Annotated in this window: 17 protein-coding genes; 10 read left to right on the forward strand and 7 right to left on the reverse strand. The window is 75.5% G+C overall.

The features are described 5' to 3' along the window. Positions 1-42: 42 nt before the first annotated feature. Positions 43-492, reverse strand: a complete 450-nt coding sequence (locus ACQ452_RS20070; protein ID WP_433386659.1) for an SAV_6107 family HEPN domain-containing protein — start codon at positions 490-492, stop codon at positions 43-45. Between the two features lie 503 nt (positions 493-995). Here ACQ452_RS20070 and ACQ452_RS20075 point away from each other — a divergent pair. The 6 genes from ACQ452_RS20075 to ACQ452_RS20100 are packed head-to-tail and all read left to right on the forward strand — an operon-like array spanning position 996 to position 6,273. Next, positions 996-1,484 carry a YbaK/EbsC family protein gene (locus ACQ452_RS20075; protein WP_433386660.1) on the forward strand — a complete coding sequence of 163 codons (489 nt, stop codon included), beginning with the start codon at positions 996-998 and terminating at the stop codon, positions 1,482-1,484. Beyond that, entirely contained in the window at positions 1,481-2,236 is a 756-nt protein-coding gene (locus ACQ452_RS20080; protein ID WP_433386661.1) for a monooxygenase, read from the forward strand. Before ACQ452_RS20075 ends, ACQ452_RS20080 begins: the two co-directional genes overlap by 4 nt. Beyond that, the gene (locus ACQ452_RS20085) at positions 2,233-2,808 is read left to right on the forward strand and encodes a GNAT family N-acetyltransferase (RefSeq protein ID WP_433386662.1); all 576 of its coding nucleotides are present in this window, start codon (positions 2,233-2,235) and stop codon (positions 2,806-2,808) included. Before ACQ452_RS20080 ends, ACQ452_RS20085 begins: the two co-directional genes overlap by 4 nt. Further along, positions 2,805-3,650 carry a carotenoid biosynthesis protein gene (locus ACQ452_RS20090; protein WP_433386663.1) on the forward strand — a complete coding sequence of 282 codons (846 nt, stop codon included), beginning with the start codon at positions 2,805-2,807 and terminating at the stop codon, positions 3,648-3,650. Before ACQ452_RS20085 ends, ACQ452_RS20090 begins: the two co-directional genes overlap by 4 nt. Further along, complete coding sequence (locus tag ACQ452_RS20095) at positions 3,647-4,774, forward strand: glycosyltransferase (RefSeq protein ID WP_433386664.1); 1,128 nt, start codon at positions 3,647-3,649, stop codon at positions 4,772-4,774. The genes ACQ452_RS20090 and ACQ452_RS20095 overlap by 4 nt, the downstream gene beginning before the upstream one ends. An 11-nt stretch (positions 4,775-4,785) precedes the next feature. Continuing rightward, entirely contained in the window at positions 4,786-6,273 is a 1,488-nt protein-coding gene (locus ACQ452_RS20100; RefSeq protein WP_433386665.1) for a phytoene desaturase family protein, read from the forward strand. Between the two features lie 15 nt (positions 6,274-6,288). On the opposite strand, the gene ACQ452_RS20105 is transcribed toward ACQ452_RS20100, so the two are convergent. Both ACQ452_RS20105 and metF read right to left on the reverse strand, forming a co-directional pair. Further along, positions 6,289-6,978 carry a CDP-alcohol phosphatidyltransferase family protein gene (locus tag ACQ452_RS20105; protein ID WP_433386666.1) on the reverse strand — a complete coding sequence of 230 codons (690 nt, stop codon included), beginning with the start codon at positions 6,976-6,978 and terminating at the stop codon, positions 6,289-6,291. Positions 6,979-7,024: 46 nt separating this feature from the next. After that, positions 7,025-7,939, reverse strand: coding sequence for a methylenetetrahydrofolate reductase [NAD(P)H] (gene metF / locus ACQ452_RS20110; protein WP_433386667.1), 915 nt, complete (start codon positions 7,937-7,939; stop codon positions 7,025-7,027). A gap of 246 nt (positions 7,940-8,185) precedes the next feature. On the opposite strand from metF, the gene ACQ452_RS20115 reads away from it, so the two are divergent. Together ACQ452_RS20115 and ACQ452_RS20120 are read left to right on the forward strand one after the other, a co-directional pair. Next, positions 8,186-9,553, forward strand: coding sequence for a helix-turn-helix domain-containing protein (locus tag ACQ452_RS20115; RefSeq protein WP_433386668.1), 1,368 nt, complete (start codon positions 8,186-8,188; stop codon positions 9,551-9,553). 9 nt (positions 9,554-9,562) lie between these two features. After that, positions 9,563-10,645 (forward strand): polyprenyl synthetase family protein, encoded by a 1,083-nt coding sequence (locus ACQ452_RS20120; RefSeq protein ID WP_433386669.1) that lies wholly within the window; start codon positions 9,563-9,565, stop codon positions 10,643-10,645. Between the two features lie 294 nt (positions 10,646-10,939). Here ACQ452_RS20120 and ACQ452_RS20125 read toward each other — a convergent pair whose 3' ends face one another. Continuing rightward, on the reverse strand, positions 10,940-11,332 hold the full coding sequence (locus ACQ452_RS20125) for an Rv2175c family DNA-binding protein (protein WP_433386670.1): 393 nt from the start codon (positions 11,330-11,332) through the stop codon (positions 10,940-10,942). Between the two features lie 164 nt (positions 11,333-11,496). On the opposite strand from ACQ452_RS20125, the gene pknB reads away from it, so the two are divergent. Together pknB and ACQ452_RS20135 are read left to right on the forward strand one after the other, a co-directional pair. After that, complete coding sequence (pknB, locus tag ACQ452_RS20130) at positions 11,497-13,485, forward strand: Stk1 family PASTA domain-containing Ser/Thr kinase (RefSeq protein WP_433386671.1); 1,989 nt, start codon at positions 11,497-11,499, stop codon at positions 13,483-13,485. 2 nt (positions 13,486-13,487) lie between these two features. After that, positions 13,488-14,351, forward strand: coding sequence for a deoxyribonuclease IV (locus tag ACQ452_RS20135; protein ID WP_433386672.1), 864 nt, complete (start codon positions 13,488-13,490; stop codon positions 14,349-14,351). A gap of 89 nt (positions 14,352-14,440) precedes the next feature. Here the strand turns inward: ACQ452_RS20135 and ACQ452_RS20140 are convergent, their stop codons facing one another. From ACQ452_RS20140 to ACQ452_RS20150, 3 genes are all read right to left on the reverse strand, one after another. Beyond that, positions 14,441-15,460, reverse strand: a complete 1,020-nt coding sequence (locus tag ACQ452_RS20140) for a threonine aldolase family protein (RefSeq protein WP_433394271.1) — start codon at positions 15,458-15,460, stop codon at positions 14,441-14,443. A gap of 120 nt (positions 15,461-15,580) precedes the next feature. Continuing rightward, the gene (locus tag ACQ452_RS20145) at positions 15,581-16,987 is read right to left on the reverse strand and encodes a class II 3-deoxy-7-phosphoheptulonate synthase (RefSeq protein ID WP_433386673.1); all 1,407 of its coding nucleotides are present in this window, start codon (positions 16,985-16,987) and stop codon (positions 15,581-15,583) included. A gap of 87 nt (positions 16,988-17,074) precedes the next feature. After that, positions 17,075-17,572 (reverse strand): hypothetical protein, encoded by a 498-nt coding sequence (locus tag ACQ452_RS20150; protein WP_433386674.1) that lies wholly within the window; start codon positions 17,570-17,572, stop codon positions 17,075-17,077. Positions 17,573-17,700: the final 128 nt, after the last annotated feature.

The following is a 17,700-nucleotide window of genomic DNA, read 5'->3' on the forward strand; positions in this document are numbered from 1 at the left end:
GCGTGCGCCCGGACACCGCCCGGGACGGGCGGCGCGCCCGGGTCAGGCCGCGAGGCCGTCGAGCGCCGGTTGGTGGGCCACGCCGAGCGCGGTCTCCACCACCGTGACGAACTGCTCGGCGGAGCGCAGCAGGTCGTCGGCCTCCCGGGCGGTCACGACCCGCGGGATGCCGGCCTCGGCGGCGGCCCGCTTGCCGGCCCCGAGGGCGAAGAACCGGGCCCACTCGTCGAGCTCGGGGGCGACGCCGGAGAGCAGGACCCAGACGTTGGTGACGCGGTTACGGCGGGTGGACGAGGGACGCGCACGGGCGGCGAGCACCGCGGCGGCCGCCCGGAGCGCGGCCAGGTGGGCCGCCGCGTAACGCAGGCCGTCGGGACGGGTCTGGGCGGCCTCGGCCAGCCCGTGCCGGGCAACCGCGAGAAGCTGGGTGGGGGTGCGGTGCGGCAGCACGTGCGCCGGCACCGTCGGTGCCTGAGCCGGGTTGGTCGGCATGGGACTGTCTCCTCCGCGTGGCCGAGGCGTCGCCAGCGGGACGGCCCCTGGGCCGACGGCGGGACGCCGGGTCGAATGGTGCGGAGGAAGACGCACCGGTGGGGTGGCCGGCCGGGTGTGGATGCTTCCCCACACCACACCCGGCCGGCGCTGCCGGCGGGTTCGTCGCCCGCCGCCCGGGGGTCGTGGGCGGCGGGCGACGCTCCTGCCTGACGGGACCGGGCTCGCGACTGCCCGAGACCCAGGTGCGGCCCGCGGAGCCGCACCGCCCGGGCCGGTGCCGCGAAACACCGCCCGGGTCGTTGGAACGGGCGTTCGAGTCAATCGAACACTCGTTCTAACTGATGCTGACAGTACACCCTTCCGCCGACGAAAATGCAACGCGTGGCGCGCCGCCGTCGCGCGCCGGGACCGCCGGACGCCACCGCGTCGTGGCGCCCGGACTGATCCGTACGGTCCGACCGGATGAGCCGTCGCCCGACGTACCGGGAAGAATGGCCGGCATGCAGTCACACCCGAACGTACGGGCGGTACAGGACGTGCTCGACGCCGCGGGCGCCCGGGACGGGTCCGGCGCGCCGAGCGTCGTCCGCCTGCTGCCCGACGCCGCCCACACCGCCGCGGCCGCCGCCGAGTCGCTCGGCATCGGGGTCGGCCAGATCGCCAACTCGCTCGTCTTCGAGGCGGACGGCGTGCCGCTGCTGGTGCTCACCTCCGGCGCGCACCGGGTGGACACCGTCGGCCTGGCCGCGTCCCTCGGGATCACCCGGCTGCGCCGGGCCGCCCCCGAGTTCGTCCGCGCGCACACCGGGCAGGTGATCGGCGGGGTCGCCCCGGTCGGCCACCCAGGCCCGCTGCGCACCCTGGTCGACACCGCGCTGCGGGAGTACGACGAGGTCTGGGCGGCCGGCGGCGTGCCGCAGGCGGTCTTCCCCACCACGTACCCGGAGCTGCTGCGGGTCACCGGCGGCGCCCCGGCCGAGGTGGCGTGAGCGGGACCGGCGGCGTGAGCGGCGTACCGGAGCTGGTCACGCTGCACGTGTGGCGCACCTCCCGCGCCGCGCTGCCCCGGGCGCTGGCCCGGATGGCGGTCGACCCCCGTCGACTGCGCGCGCTGCCCGGTGTGCGGTTCGGCAAGCTGCTCGGCACCGGGACCGGCACCGGCTTCGGGCCGGGCGACGCCGACCTGACCCGATGGGCCGCGCTGACCGTGTGGGACTCCGCCGCCGCCGCCGGCGGCTTCGACGGCTCGCCGGTGGGACGGGCCTGGGCACGGCTCGCCCGCGCGCACGTACGGGTCGACCTGCGCCCGCTGAGCAGCCGGGGCGAGTGGTCCGGCCACCGGCCGTTCGGGGAGCCGCCCGGCGGCCGGGTCACCGGCCCGGTGCTGGCGTTGACCCGGGCCCGGCTGCGGCCACGGCGGGCGGCCACCTTCTGGCGGGCGGTCCCCCCGGTGGCCGCCGCCCTGCACGCCGCGCCCGGCCTGCTGGCCCGTTTCGGCGTCGGCGAGGCCCCACTGGGCTGGCAGGGCACCGTGAGCGTGTGGCGTGCTCCGGCGGACCTCGTGGCGTTCGCGTACCGTCACCCCGAGCATCGGGCGGCGATCATGCGGACCCCCACCGAGGGCTGGTACGCGGAGGAACTCTTCGCGCGGTTCGAGGTGCGCGACGTGGTGGGTGACCGGGCGGTGCTGGGGTGGGTCGCGGACGGCGACCCGGGAGCGGCGGAGGATGCGCGGGCATGAGGTTGGTGCGGTGGACCCCGGACGATCTCGTCCGACGGCTGGACGACGTGGTGGCCGTCTACGGCGAGGCGATGGGATACCGTCCGGAGCTGCTGGAGGCCCGGCGTGGCTACATCGCCAGCCACGTACGCCGGCCCGGTTTCCGTGCCGTCGCCAGCCTGACCAGCGAGGGCCGCCTGGCCGGCTTCGGCTACGGCTACCTGGGCGCCTCCGGGCAGTGGTGGCACGACCAGGTCTGGCGGGCACTGGACACCCCGGCCCGGCAGCGCTGGTTGACCCACTGCTTCGAGGTCGTCGAGCTGCACGTCCGTCCGCCCGCGCAGGGGCACGGCCTGGGCGCGGGTCAGCTACGGGCCCTGCTCAGCCTCGCGGAGGGCACGACCACGCTGCTCTCCACCCCGGAGGCCGACGAGCAGCGGTCCCGGGCCTGGCGGCTGTACCGCCGGTTCGGCTTCACCGACGTCCTGCGCGACTTCCACTTCCCCGGCGACGAACGCCCGTTCGGCGTGCTCGGCCGGGCCCTGCCGCTGGAACCCCCGGCACCCGCCCCGCCCGGAGGGGCCGCGTCGTGACCCGGCGGCTCTCCTGGGCGCTGCTGGCCGTGCTGGTGCTGGCGCAGATCTGCTACCCGCTGACCACCGGGGAGACCCGGGCCCGGCTGACCGTCGCCACCGTCGTGCTCGGCTACCTGCTCTCGGTCGGCCACGCGCTGCTCAGCCGGGGCCCGCGTACGGCGGCGGCGCTGGTCGCGGTGGCCACGCTCGGCGGGTTCGCCATCGAGGCGCTCGGCGTGGCCACCGGCTTCCCGTTCGGCAGCTACGACTACTCCGGCGAGCTGGGGCCGAAGCTGGCCGGGGTGCCGCTGATCATCCCGCTGGCCTGGACCTGGATGGCCTGGCCGGCCTGGCTGGCCGCCACCCGGCTGACCGGGGGCGCCGCCGGCCGGCCGGCGGGGCGCGGCGGCGCGTTCCCGCTACGGCGGATCGCGCTGGCCACCGTCGGGCTGGCCGCCTGGGACCTCTTCCTCGACCCGCAGATGGTGGCCGAGGGCTACTGGGTCTGGCGCGACGCCACCCCCGCCCTGCCCGGGCTGCCCGGCATCCCGGTGAGCAACTACCTGGGCTGGCTGCTCTTCGCCGTGCTGGTGATGAGCGCGCTGCGCCCGCTGGCCGGGCCCGCCGTGGCCACCACCGACGGGCGGGACGCCCCGATGTTCGCGCTCTGGCTGTGGACGTACTTCTCCAGCGTGCTGGCCCACGCGGTCTTCCTCGACCTGCCGGCCTCGGCGCTCTGGGGCGCGGTCGGCATGTCGGTGGCCGCCGTGCCGCTGGCCGTCACGCTGCTGCGCGCCCGGCGCGGCGACCGAAGCCAGCCCCGCCAGCCGCAGCGTTCCGGCGTCGACGCGACGGCATGACCGGCGTCCTCGCGCTGCTGCTCGCCGTGGCCGCGCTGACCGCGCACACCCTCGTCAACGCCGGCCGCTGGCTGCGCCGCCCGGCCGACCGGCCGGCACCGGTCACCGAGTGCGTGGCGGTGCTGCTGCCGCTGCGCGACGAGGCCGGGCGCGTCACCCCGTGCCTGCGCGCGCTGCTCGCCCAGCGGGGCGTGCCGCGGCTGCGCGTGGTGGTGCTCGACGACGGTTCGACCGACGCCACCGCGGACGTGGTCCGCGCGGTGGTCGGCGACGATCCCCGGGTCACCCTGCTCGACGGGGTCGCCCCGCCGCCGGGCTGGCTGGGCAAACCGCACGCCTGCTGGCAGCTCGCCACCCGGGCCGACCCCACGGCGACCGCGCTGGTCTTCGTCGACGCCGACGTGGTGCTCGCCCCGGACGCGGTCGCGGCGGCCGTCACCGAGCTGCGCGCCGCGCGGGCGACACTGCTGTCGCCGTACCCCCGGATCCTGGTGGCGACGGCGGCCGACCGGCTGGTCCAGCCGCTGTTGCAGTGGCTGTGGCTGACGTTCCTGCCGCTGCGGGCGATGGAGCGCTCGCGGCGGCCGTCGCTGGCCGCCGCCGGCGGGCAGTTCCTGGTCGTGGACCGGGCCGGCTACGACGCCGCCGGCGGGCACGCCGCGGTGGCCGAGAAGATCCTGGAGGACATCGAGCTGGCCCGCGCGGTCAAGCGGGCCGGTGGCCGGATCGCCCTCGCCGACGGTTCGCGGCTGGCCGCCTGCCGGATGTACGAGGACTGGCCGCAGCTACGCGACGGCTACTCCAAGTCGCTCTGGGCGACCTTCGGCCACCCCGCCGCCGCAGCCGCCGTGGTGGGCGCGCTGCTGCTGCTCTACACCGCTCCCCCACTGCTGGCGGTGGCGGCCCTGGCCGCCGGGGCGCCGGCGGTGGCCGCCGCCGCCGGCGCCGCCTACCTGCTCGGGGTCACCGGGCGGGCGGTCACCGCCCGGGCGACGGGCGGCCGGTGGTGGCCCGACGCGCTGGCACACCCCGTGTCGGTCGTGGTCCTCGGCTGGCTGACCCTGCGGTCGTACCATCTGCGAAAGCGGCGTCGCCTCTCCTGGCGTGGCCGCCCCGTCACCTAGGAGGCACGCCCATGGCGCGGATCGTGGTCGTCGGCGCCGGGGTGGGAGGCCTGGCCACCGCCGCCCGGCTGGCCGCCACCGGACACCAGGTCACCGTGCTCGAACGCGCGGGCACCGTCGGCGGCAAGCTCGCCCGGTACGTCCACGACACCCCCGCCGGCCCGTTCCACTTCGACACCGGGCCGAGCCTGCTCACCCTGCCCGACGTCTTCCACGAGCTGTTCGAGGCGACCGGCGCGAAACTCGACGAGTACCTGGACCTGACGCCGGTGGATCCCATCGTGCGGCACGTCTTCCCCGGCGGCGGCCCGGCCCTCGACTCGTGCGCCGACCCGGCCGAGTTCGCCGCCCGGATCGGCGCGGCCTTCGGCGACCGGGCCGCCAACGACTGGCAGCGGCTGTGGCGCCGGGCCGCACGGGTGTGGCAGGCGTCGCACCGCGACATCCTGCGCCGCCCGATCGACTCCCCGCTGGACCTGGCCGCGCTGGCCTGGCGGCTGGGCGACCTGGCCGCCATCGGCCCGGGCCGGACGCTGCGCGGGCTGGGCCGACGGCACCTGTCCGACCCCCGGCTGCGGATGCTGCTGGACCGGTACGCCACCTACACCGGCGCCGACCCGCGCCGGGCGCCGGCCGCGCTGGTCGCCGTGCCCTACGCCGAGCTGACCTTCGGCGGCTGGTACCTGCGCGGCGGGCTGGGCACGCTCGCCGACGCGCTGCTGACCCGGTGTCTGGACCTCGGCGTGGTCGTGCGGACCGACGCCACGGTCACCCGCATCGACGCCGCGGGCGGCCGGGTGCACGGCGTACGCCTGCGCGGTGGCACCGCGCCGATCCCCGCCGACGTGGTGGTCGCCAACGTCGACGCGCTCACCCTCTACCGGGACCTGCTGCCCGACCCGCGCCGGCTGGCCGGGCTGGCCGACCGCAGCCTGGCCGGTTTCGTGCTGCTGCTCGGCGTCGCCGGGGACTCCGGGCTGGCCCACCACAACGTGTTCTTCCCCCGCGACTACGACGCCGAGTTCGACGCCGTCTTCGGCGACCCGGGGCGCGGCGTACGGGCCCGACCCGCGGCGGACCCCACCGTCTTCGTCACCGTGGCCGACGACCCGGTGGTCCGCCCGGCCGGCCACGAGGCGTGGTTCGTGCTGGTCAACGCCCCCCGGCACGGCACCGCCCCCGGCGCCGTCGACTGGCGTCGGCCCGGCCTCGCCGAGGCGTACGCCGACCGGGTCCTCGACGTGCTGGCCGAACGCGGCGTCGACGTGCGCGACCGGCTGGTGTTCCGGGAGGTCCGCACCCCGGCCGACCTGCACGACGCGACCGGCGCGCCCGGCGGGGCGATCTACGGCACCGCGGGCGGCCTGCTGCGCCCCGCCAACCGGGGCCCGGCGCACGGGCTGTGGCTGGTCGGCGGCTCCGGCCACCCGGGGGGCGGCCTGCCGATGGTGACGCTCTCCGCCCAGATCGTCGCCGACGACATCGGCCCGGCCTGGTAGGGGACGGCCCGCCGGTCAGTCGGCGTCGATCAGGGCCCGGCGGACGGCGGAGAGCAGTTGGCCGAGGCCGAACCCCGCCAGCAGCACCCAGACGGCGGTCGCCATGGTGATCGTGCCGGCGGCCAGGTCCGGCTCGATCAGCCCGGTCAGCCCGGCCAGCAGCAACCCCACCAGGGCCACCGAGACCCGGGTGGGGCGCTCCCCCACGGTCACCGCCCCGAGTTCCCGCATCCCGGCGGAGACCGCCCGGGCGCGGACGTACTCGTGCAGCCAGGAGAGCGCACCGGCGGTCACGACGAGCGCCCCCGGCGCCCCGATCAACCAGAACGCGGCCAGCCAGGCGATCTCGCCGAGCCGGTCGGCGAGGGAGTCGTAGACGTAGCCGAGCCGGGTGGTCCGGTGCGTGGCCACCGCCACCGCGCCGTCGACGCTGTCCGCCACGGCGGCCAGCAGCACGAACAGCGCCGCGAGGAAGGGGCCGTTCTGCGGCCGTACGACGAACAGCGGCACGCAGGCGCAGAGCAGCACCCCGACCACGGTGACCGGGGTCGGGCCGACCCGTAGCCGACCCAACACGAACCCCACGTGGTACGCGAACCGCAGCCAGGCTCGGACGACCGGCGTCGCCGCACGAGGGTCGAAGCCCCCGTGCAGGCGCGCCCAGGCCGTGGCGTACTCGTCCCAGTTCAGCTGTGTGCCCACCACGGAACAACCGTCGCACCGCTGCTCAGGTGTCGCGGCGGCGGGGTCGTCACCGTGCACCCACCTGGAGGTTCCGCCAGACCTCCCGGGTGGCGGTGGAGCGGTTGAGGGTGATGAAGTGGATCCCCGGCACGCCCTCGTCGAGCAGCCGCCGGCACATCTCGCTGGCCTGCTCGACGCCGAGGCGGCGCACCGCTTCCGCGTCGTCGGCGACCTTTGCGAACCGTTCGGCCAGGGCCGGCGGGAAGGGCGCCCCCGAGAGCTGCACCGAACGCTGGATGGTGCCGATCTGGGTCACCGGCATCACGCCGGCCAGGATCGGGGTGTCGCAGCCGGCGGCGGCGACCCGGTCGCGCAGCCGCAGGTAGTCGTCGGCGTCGAAGAACATCTGGGTGATCGCGAACTCGGCGCCGGCCCGGCACTTGCGGACGAAGTGCTCCGTGTCGCTGGCCACGTCGGGCGAGCGCGGATGCCGGTAGGGGAACGCGGCCACCCCGACGCTGAAGTCGCCGGCGTCGCGCACCAGGCGGACCAGGTCCTCGGCGTACGGGACGCCCTCGGGGTGGCACACCCAGTCGCCGCCCGGGTCGCCCGGCGGGTCGCCGCGCACGGCGAGCACGTTGCGCACCCCGACCCCGGCGAGCCGGCCGATGACGTGGCGCAGCTCGGCCACGGAATGGTTGACCGCGGTCAGGTGGGCCATCGGCAGCAGGGTGGTCTCGGTGGCGATCCGCTCGGTGACGGCGACGGTGGTGTCGCGGGTCGACCCGCCCGCGCCGTACGTGATCGAGACGAACGACGGACGCAGCGACTCCAACTCGCGGATCGCCTGCCACAGCAGCCGCTCGCCCTGCGCGGTCTTCGGCGGGAAGAACTCGAAGGAGAACGTCGGTCGGCGCTCACGGATCAGCTCCCCGATCGCCGGCTGCGGATTGGGGAGGACCGATGGGAGACCGAGCGCCACGCCACGACTCTAGCGGGCCGGGCCGCCGGGGACCGAGCGCTTCCCACGCCGGCGGACGCCGCACCGCGCGTAGCGCCGTCGGCGAAGCGTCGTACCCACGGAGTAGTCATGTGGTTGCGCGGGGCGGGTCCGGCCGGAGGCGGGCCCGCCGGGGGCACGCGCGGGGGTCAGCATCCACCGGTGGCGCACCGGGTCCCGTTGCGGGACCCCGCGCCGCCGCCGAGCCGACACCCGTCCGGAGGACCGATGACCCCGCCCCCGCCGCCCGGCCCGCTGCTGCTCGGGCCGCTGCTCGCCCGGCTCCGGCTGGCCCACGGCTGGAGCCAGTCGCGGGTCGCGGCCGAGCTCTGCGCCGCGGCCGGTGTGCCGACCCTCAGCCGGCACGAGGTCTCCCGGTGGGAGCGGCAGTTGCGCCTCCCGGGCGACTTCTGGCTCGGCTGGCTCGCCGTCGTCCTGGCGGTGCCGGTCGACCTGCTGACCGCCGCCGCGGCCCGCACCCGCGACCTGGGTGCGCCGCCGGCCTCCGGTGGGTCCCGGCCCCGGGCCGCGCTGCTCGCCCTGGCCCAGCGGTGGTTGGCCGACCCCCGTGCCGTGCTGCTGCCCGGCCCGCCCACGGCGGCGACGCGGGAAGCCGCCGGCGGGTGGGGTGGGCCCGTGCGGCTGGCGGAGCTGCGCCGGCTCGACGACCTGGTCGGCGGGGCCGACCTCGCCGGTCTCGGGGCGTACCGGCTGGGGCGGGCGGTGCGGTCGATGTCCGGGCGCGGACCCTCCGCGCGCCGCCGGCTCCTGCCGGAGCTGGCCGAGTCCGCCCAACTCGCCGGTTGGCTCGCCGCGGACGCCGGGGACGCCGCCGGCGCGCTGGGCACCTACCGGCTGGCGCTGCGCGCCGCCGCGACGGCCGGCGACCCGGGGCTCGCCGGGCACGTGCTCGGCTGTGCCAGCCACCTGCTCACCGGCAGCGGCGACCCGGGGAACGCGCTGGTGCTGGCCCGCACCGCGTACGCCGGGGCACGGGGATCGGCCAGCCCCGGCCTGCGTGCCCTGCTGCTGCACCGGGTGGCCCTGGCCGCGGCGCTGGCCGGCCGGGCCGGGGCGGCCCGGCAGGCGCTCGACGCGGCCCGCCGGGTGACCGACGCGCCGGAGCCGGGCCGGGAGCCGCCGTGGCTCTACTGGCTCGACGGGCCGGAGCTGGCCGCGATGGCCGGGCGCACGCTGGTCGCCCTGGGCCGACCGCGCCCGGCCGAGGCCCCGCTGCACGCCGTCCGGCGGCGCAGCCCCCGCACCTCCGCGATCTACGGCGGCTGGCTGGCCCGGGGCTACCTGCAACTCGGCGAGGTGGAACGGGCCTGCGCGGTGGCCGGCGAGGCGCTGCTCGACGCGGTGCGCGCCGGGTCGCCCCGCGCGCTGGGCGAGCTGGCCGAGGTACGCAGGCGGCTGGCCGGGCACGGCGACGAGCCCGCCGTGCGGCGCTACCGGGCGCTCGCCGCCACGGCCGCCGCGTACCTGCCCCGCTCGGGGCCGACGTCCGGGCCGGTCGGCCGACGGACACCGGAGGGGTGGCGTACGGCGCGTCGGCCCCCCGGTGGCGCGACGGGATCCATCCCGACCGGCTAGCGTCGTGGCGTGACCCACGCTGCTCATGTTTCCCCCGTCGACCGCGCCGGGCTGCGCCAACGGGTCGACAAGGCCCTGGCCGAGTTCCTGGCGGACCAGCGCGCCTGGATGGCCGGGGTCGACGACGCCCTGGCTCCGCTCGCCGAGGCGATCGAGGCGTTCGTCCTCGGCGGCGGCAAGCGACTGCGGCCCGCGTTCGCCTACTGGGGGTTCCGGGGGGCCGGCGGGGTCGACACCGACCAGGTGGTCACCGCCCTCGCCGCGTTGGAGTTCGTGCAGGCCAGCGCGTTGATCCACGACGACCTCATGGACCGCTCCGACACCCGGCGCGGCGAGCCGGCGATGCACCGGCGGTTCGCGGCCCGGCACCGGGCGGCCGGTTGGGGCGGCGACGCGGACAGCTTCGGCGACGCCGCGGCGATCCTGCTGGGCGACCTGTCCCTGGTCTGGTCCGACGAGCTGCTGCACTCCGCCGGGCTGGACCCGCGCACGGTGGCCCGCGCCCGGCCGGTCTTCGACGCCATGCGCACCGAGGTCACCGTCGGGCAGTACCTCGACGTGCTGACCCAGGTCACCGGGGACACCTCGGTCGAGCGGGCCAGCAAGGTCGCCCGCTACAAGTCCGCGAAGTACACGATCGAACGACCGCTGCTGCTCGGCGCCGCCCTGGCCGACGCGCCCGCGGAGATCGGGGCGGCGTACTCCGCGTACGGGATGCCGCTGGGTGAGGCGTTCCAGCTCCGCGACGACGTGCTGGGGGTCTTCGGCGACCCCACGCAGACCGGCAAGCCAGCCGGTGACGACCTGCGCGAGGGCAAGCGGACCTACCTGGTGGCGGCCGCCCTGGAGACGATCGACGGGGTGGGCCGGAAGTTGCTCCTCGACGGGCTCGGCGACCCGGCGCTGGACGGGGCCGGGGTCGCCCGGCTGCGCGAGCTGATCGACGGCAGCGGGGCGTTGGCGCGTACGGAGCAGCGAATCGGGACGCTGACCGACACGGCGCTGGACGCGCTGGACGCCGTCGACCTGGACACCGAGGCCCGGCAGGCCCTGGTCGACCTGGCCGTCGCCGCCACCCGCCGCGCCGACTGACCGACACACGGCCACGGCCGCCGCGATCCCCCGACTCCCGTCTCGCCCCTCCCGGTGCCCCGCAGGCAGCGGCAGCCGGGGCGAGCACCAGCCGGGGCGGAGTCGCACCCCTCGCAGCGGCTCCCTGCCCGAGGTCAACACGGCGCGCTGCGGAGATCTTGGTAAAGAACGGCCCCTTCGAGGGCCCTTTCTCACCAAGGTCTGCTCGCCCTCGCCCTCAGCGCGTCGGCGCGTCGCTTAGGTGTCCCGTCGGCAGGGTGCCAGAGGGCAGGGCGAACGGAAGGTCGGGTGGGGTCAGAAGCCCAGGGCCTGGGCCCGGCGCTTCACCTCGCGGGCCTGGTCGCCGCCGAGCGCCTTCGCGGCACAGGCACCGGGCAGGGAGTCGTCCGGCTCGTAGAGCCAGCGCAGCGCGGCCTCGTCGTCGTAGCCCGCGTCGGTGAGCAGGTTGAGCACGCCGGGCAGGTGCTTGAGCACCGTCTCGTTGGCCACCAGGTCGGCGGGCATCCGGCGGATGCCGTCGCGGCGCACCGCGATCAGCTCCCCGTCCCGGATCATCTGGTGGACCTTGCTGATCGACACGTCGAGGCGCTCGGCCACGTCCGGCAGGGTCAGCCAGTCGGCGGCGTCGGCGGGGCCGGCGAGTTCGGCGCCGGGCACGGCCCGGTCGGCGGGTACGGAGTCGGTCACCGGACCACCCTGCCATGTCCCGTCCGGCCGGCGCCAACGGCACCCCGACAAGGCGGCTGAACAGGGCAGACGAGGGCTACGAGCGCGCCGGGGCAGCCATCGTCGTACCTCAGTTGTAGCATCCTGTTCAACCTTCACCTCCTGGACACATAGACTGCCTGCCGATGGACACACAGGTCGCCGACACGTTGCTGGGCTCGCTTATCGACGAGCGCTACCGCATCCGCGGTCGCGTGGCGCGTGGCGGCATGGCGACTGTGTACACCGCCACCGACGAGCGCCTCGAGCGCACCGTGGCGCTCAAGATCATTCATCCGTCCCAGGCGCCGGAGGCGCGCGCGCGGACGGCGGGCTTCGTGGAGCGGTTCACCGACGAGGCGAAGACCATCGCCCGGTTGACCCACCCCAACGTCGTCGCGGTCTACGACCAGGGCACCCACTCCGGCCTGCCCTACCTGGTGATGGAATACGTCCGCGGTCGCACCCTGCGTGACGTGCTCGCCGAGCGGCGCCGGCTCAGCCCCGACGAGGCGCTGGCCATCGCCGAGCAGATGCTCGCCGCGATCGCCGCCGCGCACCGGGCGGGTCTGGTGCACCGCGATGTGAAACCGGAGAACGTCCTGGTCGCCGAGGCGCCCACCGGTGGCGCGGCCAACCTCGTCGACAGCGTGGTCAAGGTCGCCGACTTCGGGCTGGCCCGTGCGGTCGAGGCGAGCGCCGACGACGAGAACGGCGGCCAGCTGATGGCCACGGTCGCGTACGTGGCCCCGGAGCTGGTCACCGAGGGCCACGCCGACCCCCGCACCGACGTCTACTCCGCCGGAATCGTGCTGTTCGAGATGCTCACCGGTCGGGTGCCCTACGACGGGGACCGCCCGGTCGACGTCGCCTGGCAGCACGTCGACAAGGACGTCCCGGCGCCGTCGACCCTGGTGCCCGGCCTGCCCAAGGCGCTCGACGAGTTGGTCGCCCGCGCCACCCGGCGTGATCCGGGCGCGCGGCCGACCGATGCCGGCAGCCTGCTGGCCGAGGTGCAGGCAGTCCGCGACGACCTGGGCGACGCGCACACGCGTACCACCGTGTTGCGCCGGATCACCGACGAGCCGATGGCCGGGCCGACGATGATGGTCGCCGCGGTGCGGCCGGCCGAGCGGCCCGCCTGGGCCCGACTGCCCGAGGGCGGTGCTCCCCGGGCGGGCCGGCGCCGGGCCGAGCCCGAGCCGGACGAGAGCCTCTGGTCGCGGTTGTCCGCGCTGCGTACCCGGGTCCTGGGCGACCCGCGGGGCCGCATGGCGGTCATGGCCGCCGTGGTGGTGCTGGTCCTGGTGGCCGCCGGCGGCGGCTGGTGGCTTGCGGCCGGGCGCTACACGCAGGCGCCGCAGTTGGTGGCGATGAGCAAGGCCGACGCGCAGTCCCAGGCCGACCGCGCCGGATTCGTCCTCGACTTCGCCGACCCGCGCCACGACGAGAAGGTCCCGAAGGACGCCGTCCTGGCACAGGACCCGGTCTCCGCCGCCCGGATCGTCAAGGGCAGCACGATCACGCTGACCCTCTCGCTGGGCCCGGAGCGCTACCCCGTGCCGGACGTGGTGGGCAAGGAGTTCGAGCTCGCCGAAGCGGATCTGCTCGACGCGAAGCTGGTGGTGGCGAAGGGCGCCGCACGCTACAACGACGACCTGCCCGCCGGCGTCGTGGTGGACACCAACCCGAAGGCCGGCGCCGAGGTCAAGCCGGGCGACAAGGTCACGGTCGTGCTGAGCAAGGGCAGGGCACCGATCTCCGTGCCGAACCTGGTCGGCAAGGGCCTGGCCGAGGCCCGCACGGTCCTCGCCCAACTGGGCCTGGAGTTGGTCGAGCCGCCCACCTACAAGGACTCCGACAAGCCCAAGGACGAGATCCTGGGGCAGAGCCCGGCGGACGGCACGGGGGTGGAGCGGGGCGCGAAGGTCAAGCTCGAACTCAGCAAGGGCCCGCCGCTGGTCGCCGTCCCCAGGGCCGTCGAGCTGCCGTGCCAGCAGGCCAAGCAGCTGTTGGAGAGCCAGGGCTTCCCCGTGGTGATCCAGTTCAACCCGAACGGCGTCGCCCGGTTCCAGAACCCGCCGGAGAACACGCAGGTGCCGCCGGGCACCCCGGTCACCCTCGGATGTATGTAGGGATGCCGGCACCTCACCGCCCGGTCGGCTCGCACACGCCGACCTCGGGGGGCCTGGCGAAGGCCGCCCTGCCGTACGTCGACGCGGCCGCTTCGCAGGTCGTGCAGGTCTACGTCTCCAATTCGCGGGGCTGGGCGCTGCCGGACGGCGACCCGGCCCAGGACGTGCTGTTCCGCGACGGCTGCGCCGAGCGGGGCGTGTCCGTCTTCATCCACGCGTCGCTGCTGGTCAACCTCGGCTCCCCCACCGCCGGCACTGTCGAACGTTCGGCGCAGACGCTCGCCCACGCGCTGCGCCGGGGCCGGGCGATCGGCGCCGAGGGGGTGGTGTTCCACGCCGGCAGCGCGGTCGCCGAGGGCTACGCCGAGGCTGCCATGCGTCAGGTACGCGAGACGCTGCTGCCGTTGCTCGACGAGGCGGCGACGGCGGACGGCCCCCGGCTGCTGGTCGAGCCGAGCGCGGGCGGCGGCCGGTCGCTCGCCTCCCGGGTGGAGCAGCTCGGGCCCTACCTCGACGCGGTGGAGCGGCACCCCTGGCTCGGGGTCTGCTTCGACACCTGTCACGCCTGGGCCGCCGGGCACGACCTGGCCGCCGAGGGCGGCATGACCGCGACGCTGGACACCCTCGTGGCGACGGTCGGGGCCGACCGGCTGCGGCTGGTGCACGCGAACGACTCGAAGGACCTGTGCGGCTCCACCCGCGACCGGCACGAGAACATCGGCAGGGGTGCCATCGGCGAGCCGGCGTTCGCCGAACTGATGGCGCATCCGGCCACCGCCGGCGTTCCGATCGTGGTGGAGACCCCGACGGAGAAGCACGTCGGCCACGCCGCCGACATCGCCACCCTCAGGCGTCTGCACCCCTGACGCCGAGGGCGGCGGCACCGCCCCGACAGCGACGGTGCCGACCGACCCGGGCGCGAACCCCTGGTCAGCCCCGAGCCGCGAACCCCTGGTCAGCCCCGCAGGATGCGGGCGAGCACCTCGGTGGCGCGGTCGACGCCGGCGTCGTCGACGTCCAGGTGGGTGACCAGGCGGGCCGTGCGGGGGCCGAGCACCGAAACCAGGACGCCCTCGGCGCGGGCGGCGGCGGCCAGTCCGTGTGCGTCCAGTGCCGTCTTGGTGAGGTCCAGCGGCACCAGGTTCGTCCGGACGGTCGTGGCCAGCACCCCGAACGGGGCGAGCGCCTCGGCGAGCCGGGCCGCCCGCCGGTGGTCGGCGGCCAGCCGGTCGACGTGGTGGGCCAGGGCGTACCGGCCGGCGGCGGCGAGGACACCTGCCTGCCGCATCCCGCCGCCCATCCGCTTGCGGATCGTCCTGGCCCGCTCGATCTTGTCGGCGCTGCCGACGACCAGCGAACCGACCGGCGCACCGAGGCCCTTGGAGAGGCAGACCGACAGGGTGTCGAAGAGGGCGCCGTAGTCGGCCAGCGACACACCGTCGGCGACGTGCGCGTGCCAGATCCGGGCCCCGTCGCAGTGCAGCGCCACGCCCGCTTCGTCGGTCGTGCGGCGCAGCTCGCGCAGGGTGGCCAACGCGATCACCCCACCACCGCCCCGGTTGTGGGTCTGCTCGACGGCGACCGCCCGGGTCGGGACGGCGTGGTAACCCTCGGGGCGGATCATCGCGGCGACGACGTCCGGGTCGATGTCCGCGCCCACCGGTGACCAGGTCCGCGAGGAGATGCCACCGTACGCGGCGGCGGCCCCGATCTCGTACGTCACCACGTGCGCGTCGGCGTCGCAGAGCAGTTCGTCGCCCGGCGGCACCACCAGTTGCAGGGCGATCTGGTTGGCCATCGAACCGGTCGGCGCGAACAGCGCCGCCTCGTGCCCGAACAGCGCGGCGACCTCCGCCTCCAGGGCGTTGACGCTCGAGTCCTCGCCGTAGACGTCGTCGCCGACCTCGGCGGTGGCCATCGCTTCCCGCATCCCCGGCGTCGGCCGGGTGACGGTGTCCGAACGAAGGTCGATGATTGGTTCAGCCACTGTCATCCCTTCGGCCGCCGACTGCGGGGCTCGCAAGCTCACTCCTCGCGTCAGCCACTGTCATCCCTTCGGCCGCCGACTGCGGGGCTCGCAAGCTCACTCCTCGCGTCAGCCACGGAGCATCTCCGCCACGAGGAACGCCAGCTCCAGCGACTGCTGGGTGTTCAGCCGCGGGTCGCAGGCGGTCTCGTACCGGCCGGGCAGGTCGAGGTCCTCGATGCCCTGGGCGCCGCCGAGGCACTCGGTGACGTCCTCACCGGTCAACTCGACGTGCAGCCCGCCGGGGTGGGTCTCCAGGCCACGGTGCACCTCGAAGTAGCCGAGCACCTCGTCGACGATGCGGTCGAAGTGCCGGGTCTTGTAGCCGTTGGACGACTCGTGCGTGTTGCCGTGCATCGGGTCGCACTGCCAGACCACCTTCGCGCCGGCGGCGGTCACCTTCGCCACGATCGGCGGCAGGGCGTCGCGGACCCGGTGGTTGCCCATCCGGCTGATCAGGGTGAGCCGGCCGGGGATGTTGTCGGGGTTGAGCTTCTCGCAGAGTTCGAGCGCCTCGTCCGGGGTCGTCGTCGGGCCGAGCTTCACGCCGATCGGGTTGGCGATGCGGGAGATGAAGTCGATGTGCGCCCCGTCGATCTGCCGGGTGCGCTCGCCGATCCAGAGGAAGTGCCCCGACAGGCCGTAGGCCCGACGGTCGGAGACCCGGGTCAGCGCCCGGTCGTACTCCAGGGCGAGGGCCTCGTGCGAGCAGTAGAGGGTGACGGTGCGCAGCGCCTCGTCGTCGGTCATCCCGCAGGCCCGGATGAAGGCGATCGCCCGGTCGATCTCGCGGGCGATCGCCTCGTAGCGTTCGCCGGCCGCCGAGTTCTTGACGAAGCCCTTGTTCCAGTCGTGCACGGCATGCAGGTCGGCAAGTCCACCCGCCAGGTACGCGCGCAGCATGTTCATCGCGGCGGCCGAGTTCGCGTACGCCCGGATCATGCGCTGCGGATCGGCGGCGCGTGCCTCCGGCGCGGCCTCCAGCGAGTTGATCAGGTCACCGCGGTAGGCGGGCAGGCCACGGGCGTCGGTCGGCAGCGACCGGGGCTTGGTGTACTGCCCGGCGACCCGGGCCACCTTGATCACCGGCAGGGACGCGCCGTAGGTGAGCACGATCGCCATCTGGAGCAGGGTGCGGGCGTTGGCCAGCAGGTGGCTCTCGGTGTTGTCGGCGAAGGTCTCCGCGCAGTCGCCGCCCTGAAGCAGGAACGCCTTGCCCTCGCAGACCAGCGCCAGTCGCTGACGGAGCTGGTCGACCTCGTAGGGCGCCACCACCGAGGGCACGGTGTCGAGCACCTTGCAGACCTCGGCGACGCCCGCCGGATCCGGCCAGGGCGGCATCTGCGCGCGGGGCAGCTCCCGCCAGCGGTCGAGGCCGAGGGCCTCGTCCTCGGCGGAGTCGACGGTCGGACGGCTGGTCTGCAGGGCAGGACTGCCCACCGCGGGATGGCTCAGCTGGTGCCACTCATGGCGCATGACAGGAAGCGTACGGCGACCGGCCGGGCGACCGGGCAGCGAGGGGGACGGTTCCGGTAGATGAGAGTCGAGTCACCCGGGCCCAGGTCAGGCGGGGCCGGCCGGGGCGCTCTCACCCGGTGCCGGGGTGTTGCCGCCCGGCGACTCGGCGGCGATGCACCAGTCGGCGCCGTCGCGGGTGACCGTGAACAGCAGCGGCCGGGTCAGCGTGCGGGAGCCGGCGGCGACCGAGACCGACGTGCTCACCTCCTGGCCCCGGGGGCCGGAGCGGACGTCGGTGATCTCGGCCTGCGGCACCGTGAAGTGGTCGGCGAAGTCGCCGTTGGGGCCGGTCGCCGCCGCGTCGAAGCTCTCCTGCAGGACGGCGCAGAGCTGGCTGCGCCCGGCCGCGACGTCCTTGGCCGTCATCGCGTCGAGGTATGCCTGCACCCGCTCCCGCGACTTCGTGGCGGCCTCCTCGGCCGGGGCCCGCCCGGGCTTGGTGGCCGGGTCGTCCTTCTCGCCGATGCCGCAGCCGAGCAGGGCGAGAGGAAGGGTTCCGAGCAGCGCGGCACCCGCCGCCAGCCTGCCACGCGTCGCGTGCATCGCCACCTCCGTCACCGTGGGCGTCTCGCCCGTCGAGGGGCGAGTCTGTCACATCGGCCCGGGCCTGCCCCGCCGACGCGCGACCGGACATGCCGACCGGGCACGGCCGGCGGGGAGGGACCGGTGCG

Origin of the sequence: Micromonospora sp. KLBMP9576, from assembly GCF_050941805.1 — a bacterium.
Taxonomy (GTDB): Bacteria; Actinomycetota; Actinomycetes; order Mycobacteriales; family Micromonosporaceae; genus Micromonospora.

Excerpts from the sequence above, each read along its gene's own strand:
- ACQ452_RS20150 (WP_433386674.1), bottom strand. The coding sequence starts at position 17,572 with ATGCACGCGACGCGTGGCAGGCTGGCGGCGGGTGCCGCGCTGCTCGGA.
- ACQ452_RS20115 (WP_433386668.1), top strand. The coding sequence starts at position 8,186 with ATGACCCCGCCCCCGCCGCCCGGCCCGCTGCTGCTCGGGCCGCTGCTC.
- ACQ452_RS20085 (WP_433386662.1), top strand. The coding sequence starts at position 2,233 with ATGAGGTTGGTGCGGTGGACCCCGGACGATCTCGTCCGACGGCTGGAC.
- ACQ452_RS20135 (WP_433386672.1), top strand. The coding sequence starts at position 13,488 with ATGCCGGCACCTCACCGCCCGGTCGGCTCGCACACGCCGACCTCGGGG.
- ACQ452_RS20100 (WP_433386665.1), top strand. The coding sequence starts at position 4,786 with ATGGCGCGGATCGTGGTCGTCGGCGCCGGGGTGGGAGGCCTGGCCACC.
- ACQ452_RS20145 (WP_433386673.1), bottom strand. The coding sequence starts at position 16,987 with ATGCGCCATGAGTGGCACCAGCTGAGCCATCCCGCGGTGGGCAGTCCT.
- pknB (WP_433386671.1), top strand. The coding sequence starts at position 11,497 with ATGGACACACAGGTCGCCGACACGTTGCTGGGCTCGCTTATCGACGAG.
- ACQ452_RS20070 (WP_433386659.1), bottom strand. The coding sequence starts at position 492 with ATGCCGACCAACCCGGCTCAGGCACCGACGGTGCCGGCGCACGTGCTG.
- ACQ452_RS20075 (WP_433386660.1), top strand. The coding sequence starts at position 996 with ATGCAGTCACACCCGAACGTACGGGCGGTACAGGACGTGCTCGACGCC.
- ACQ452_RS20095 (WP_433386664.1), top strand. The coding sequence starts at position 3,647 with ATGACCGGCGTCCTCGCGCTGCTGCTCGCCGTGGCCGCGCTGACCGCG.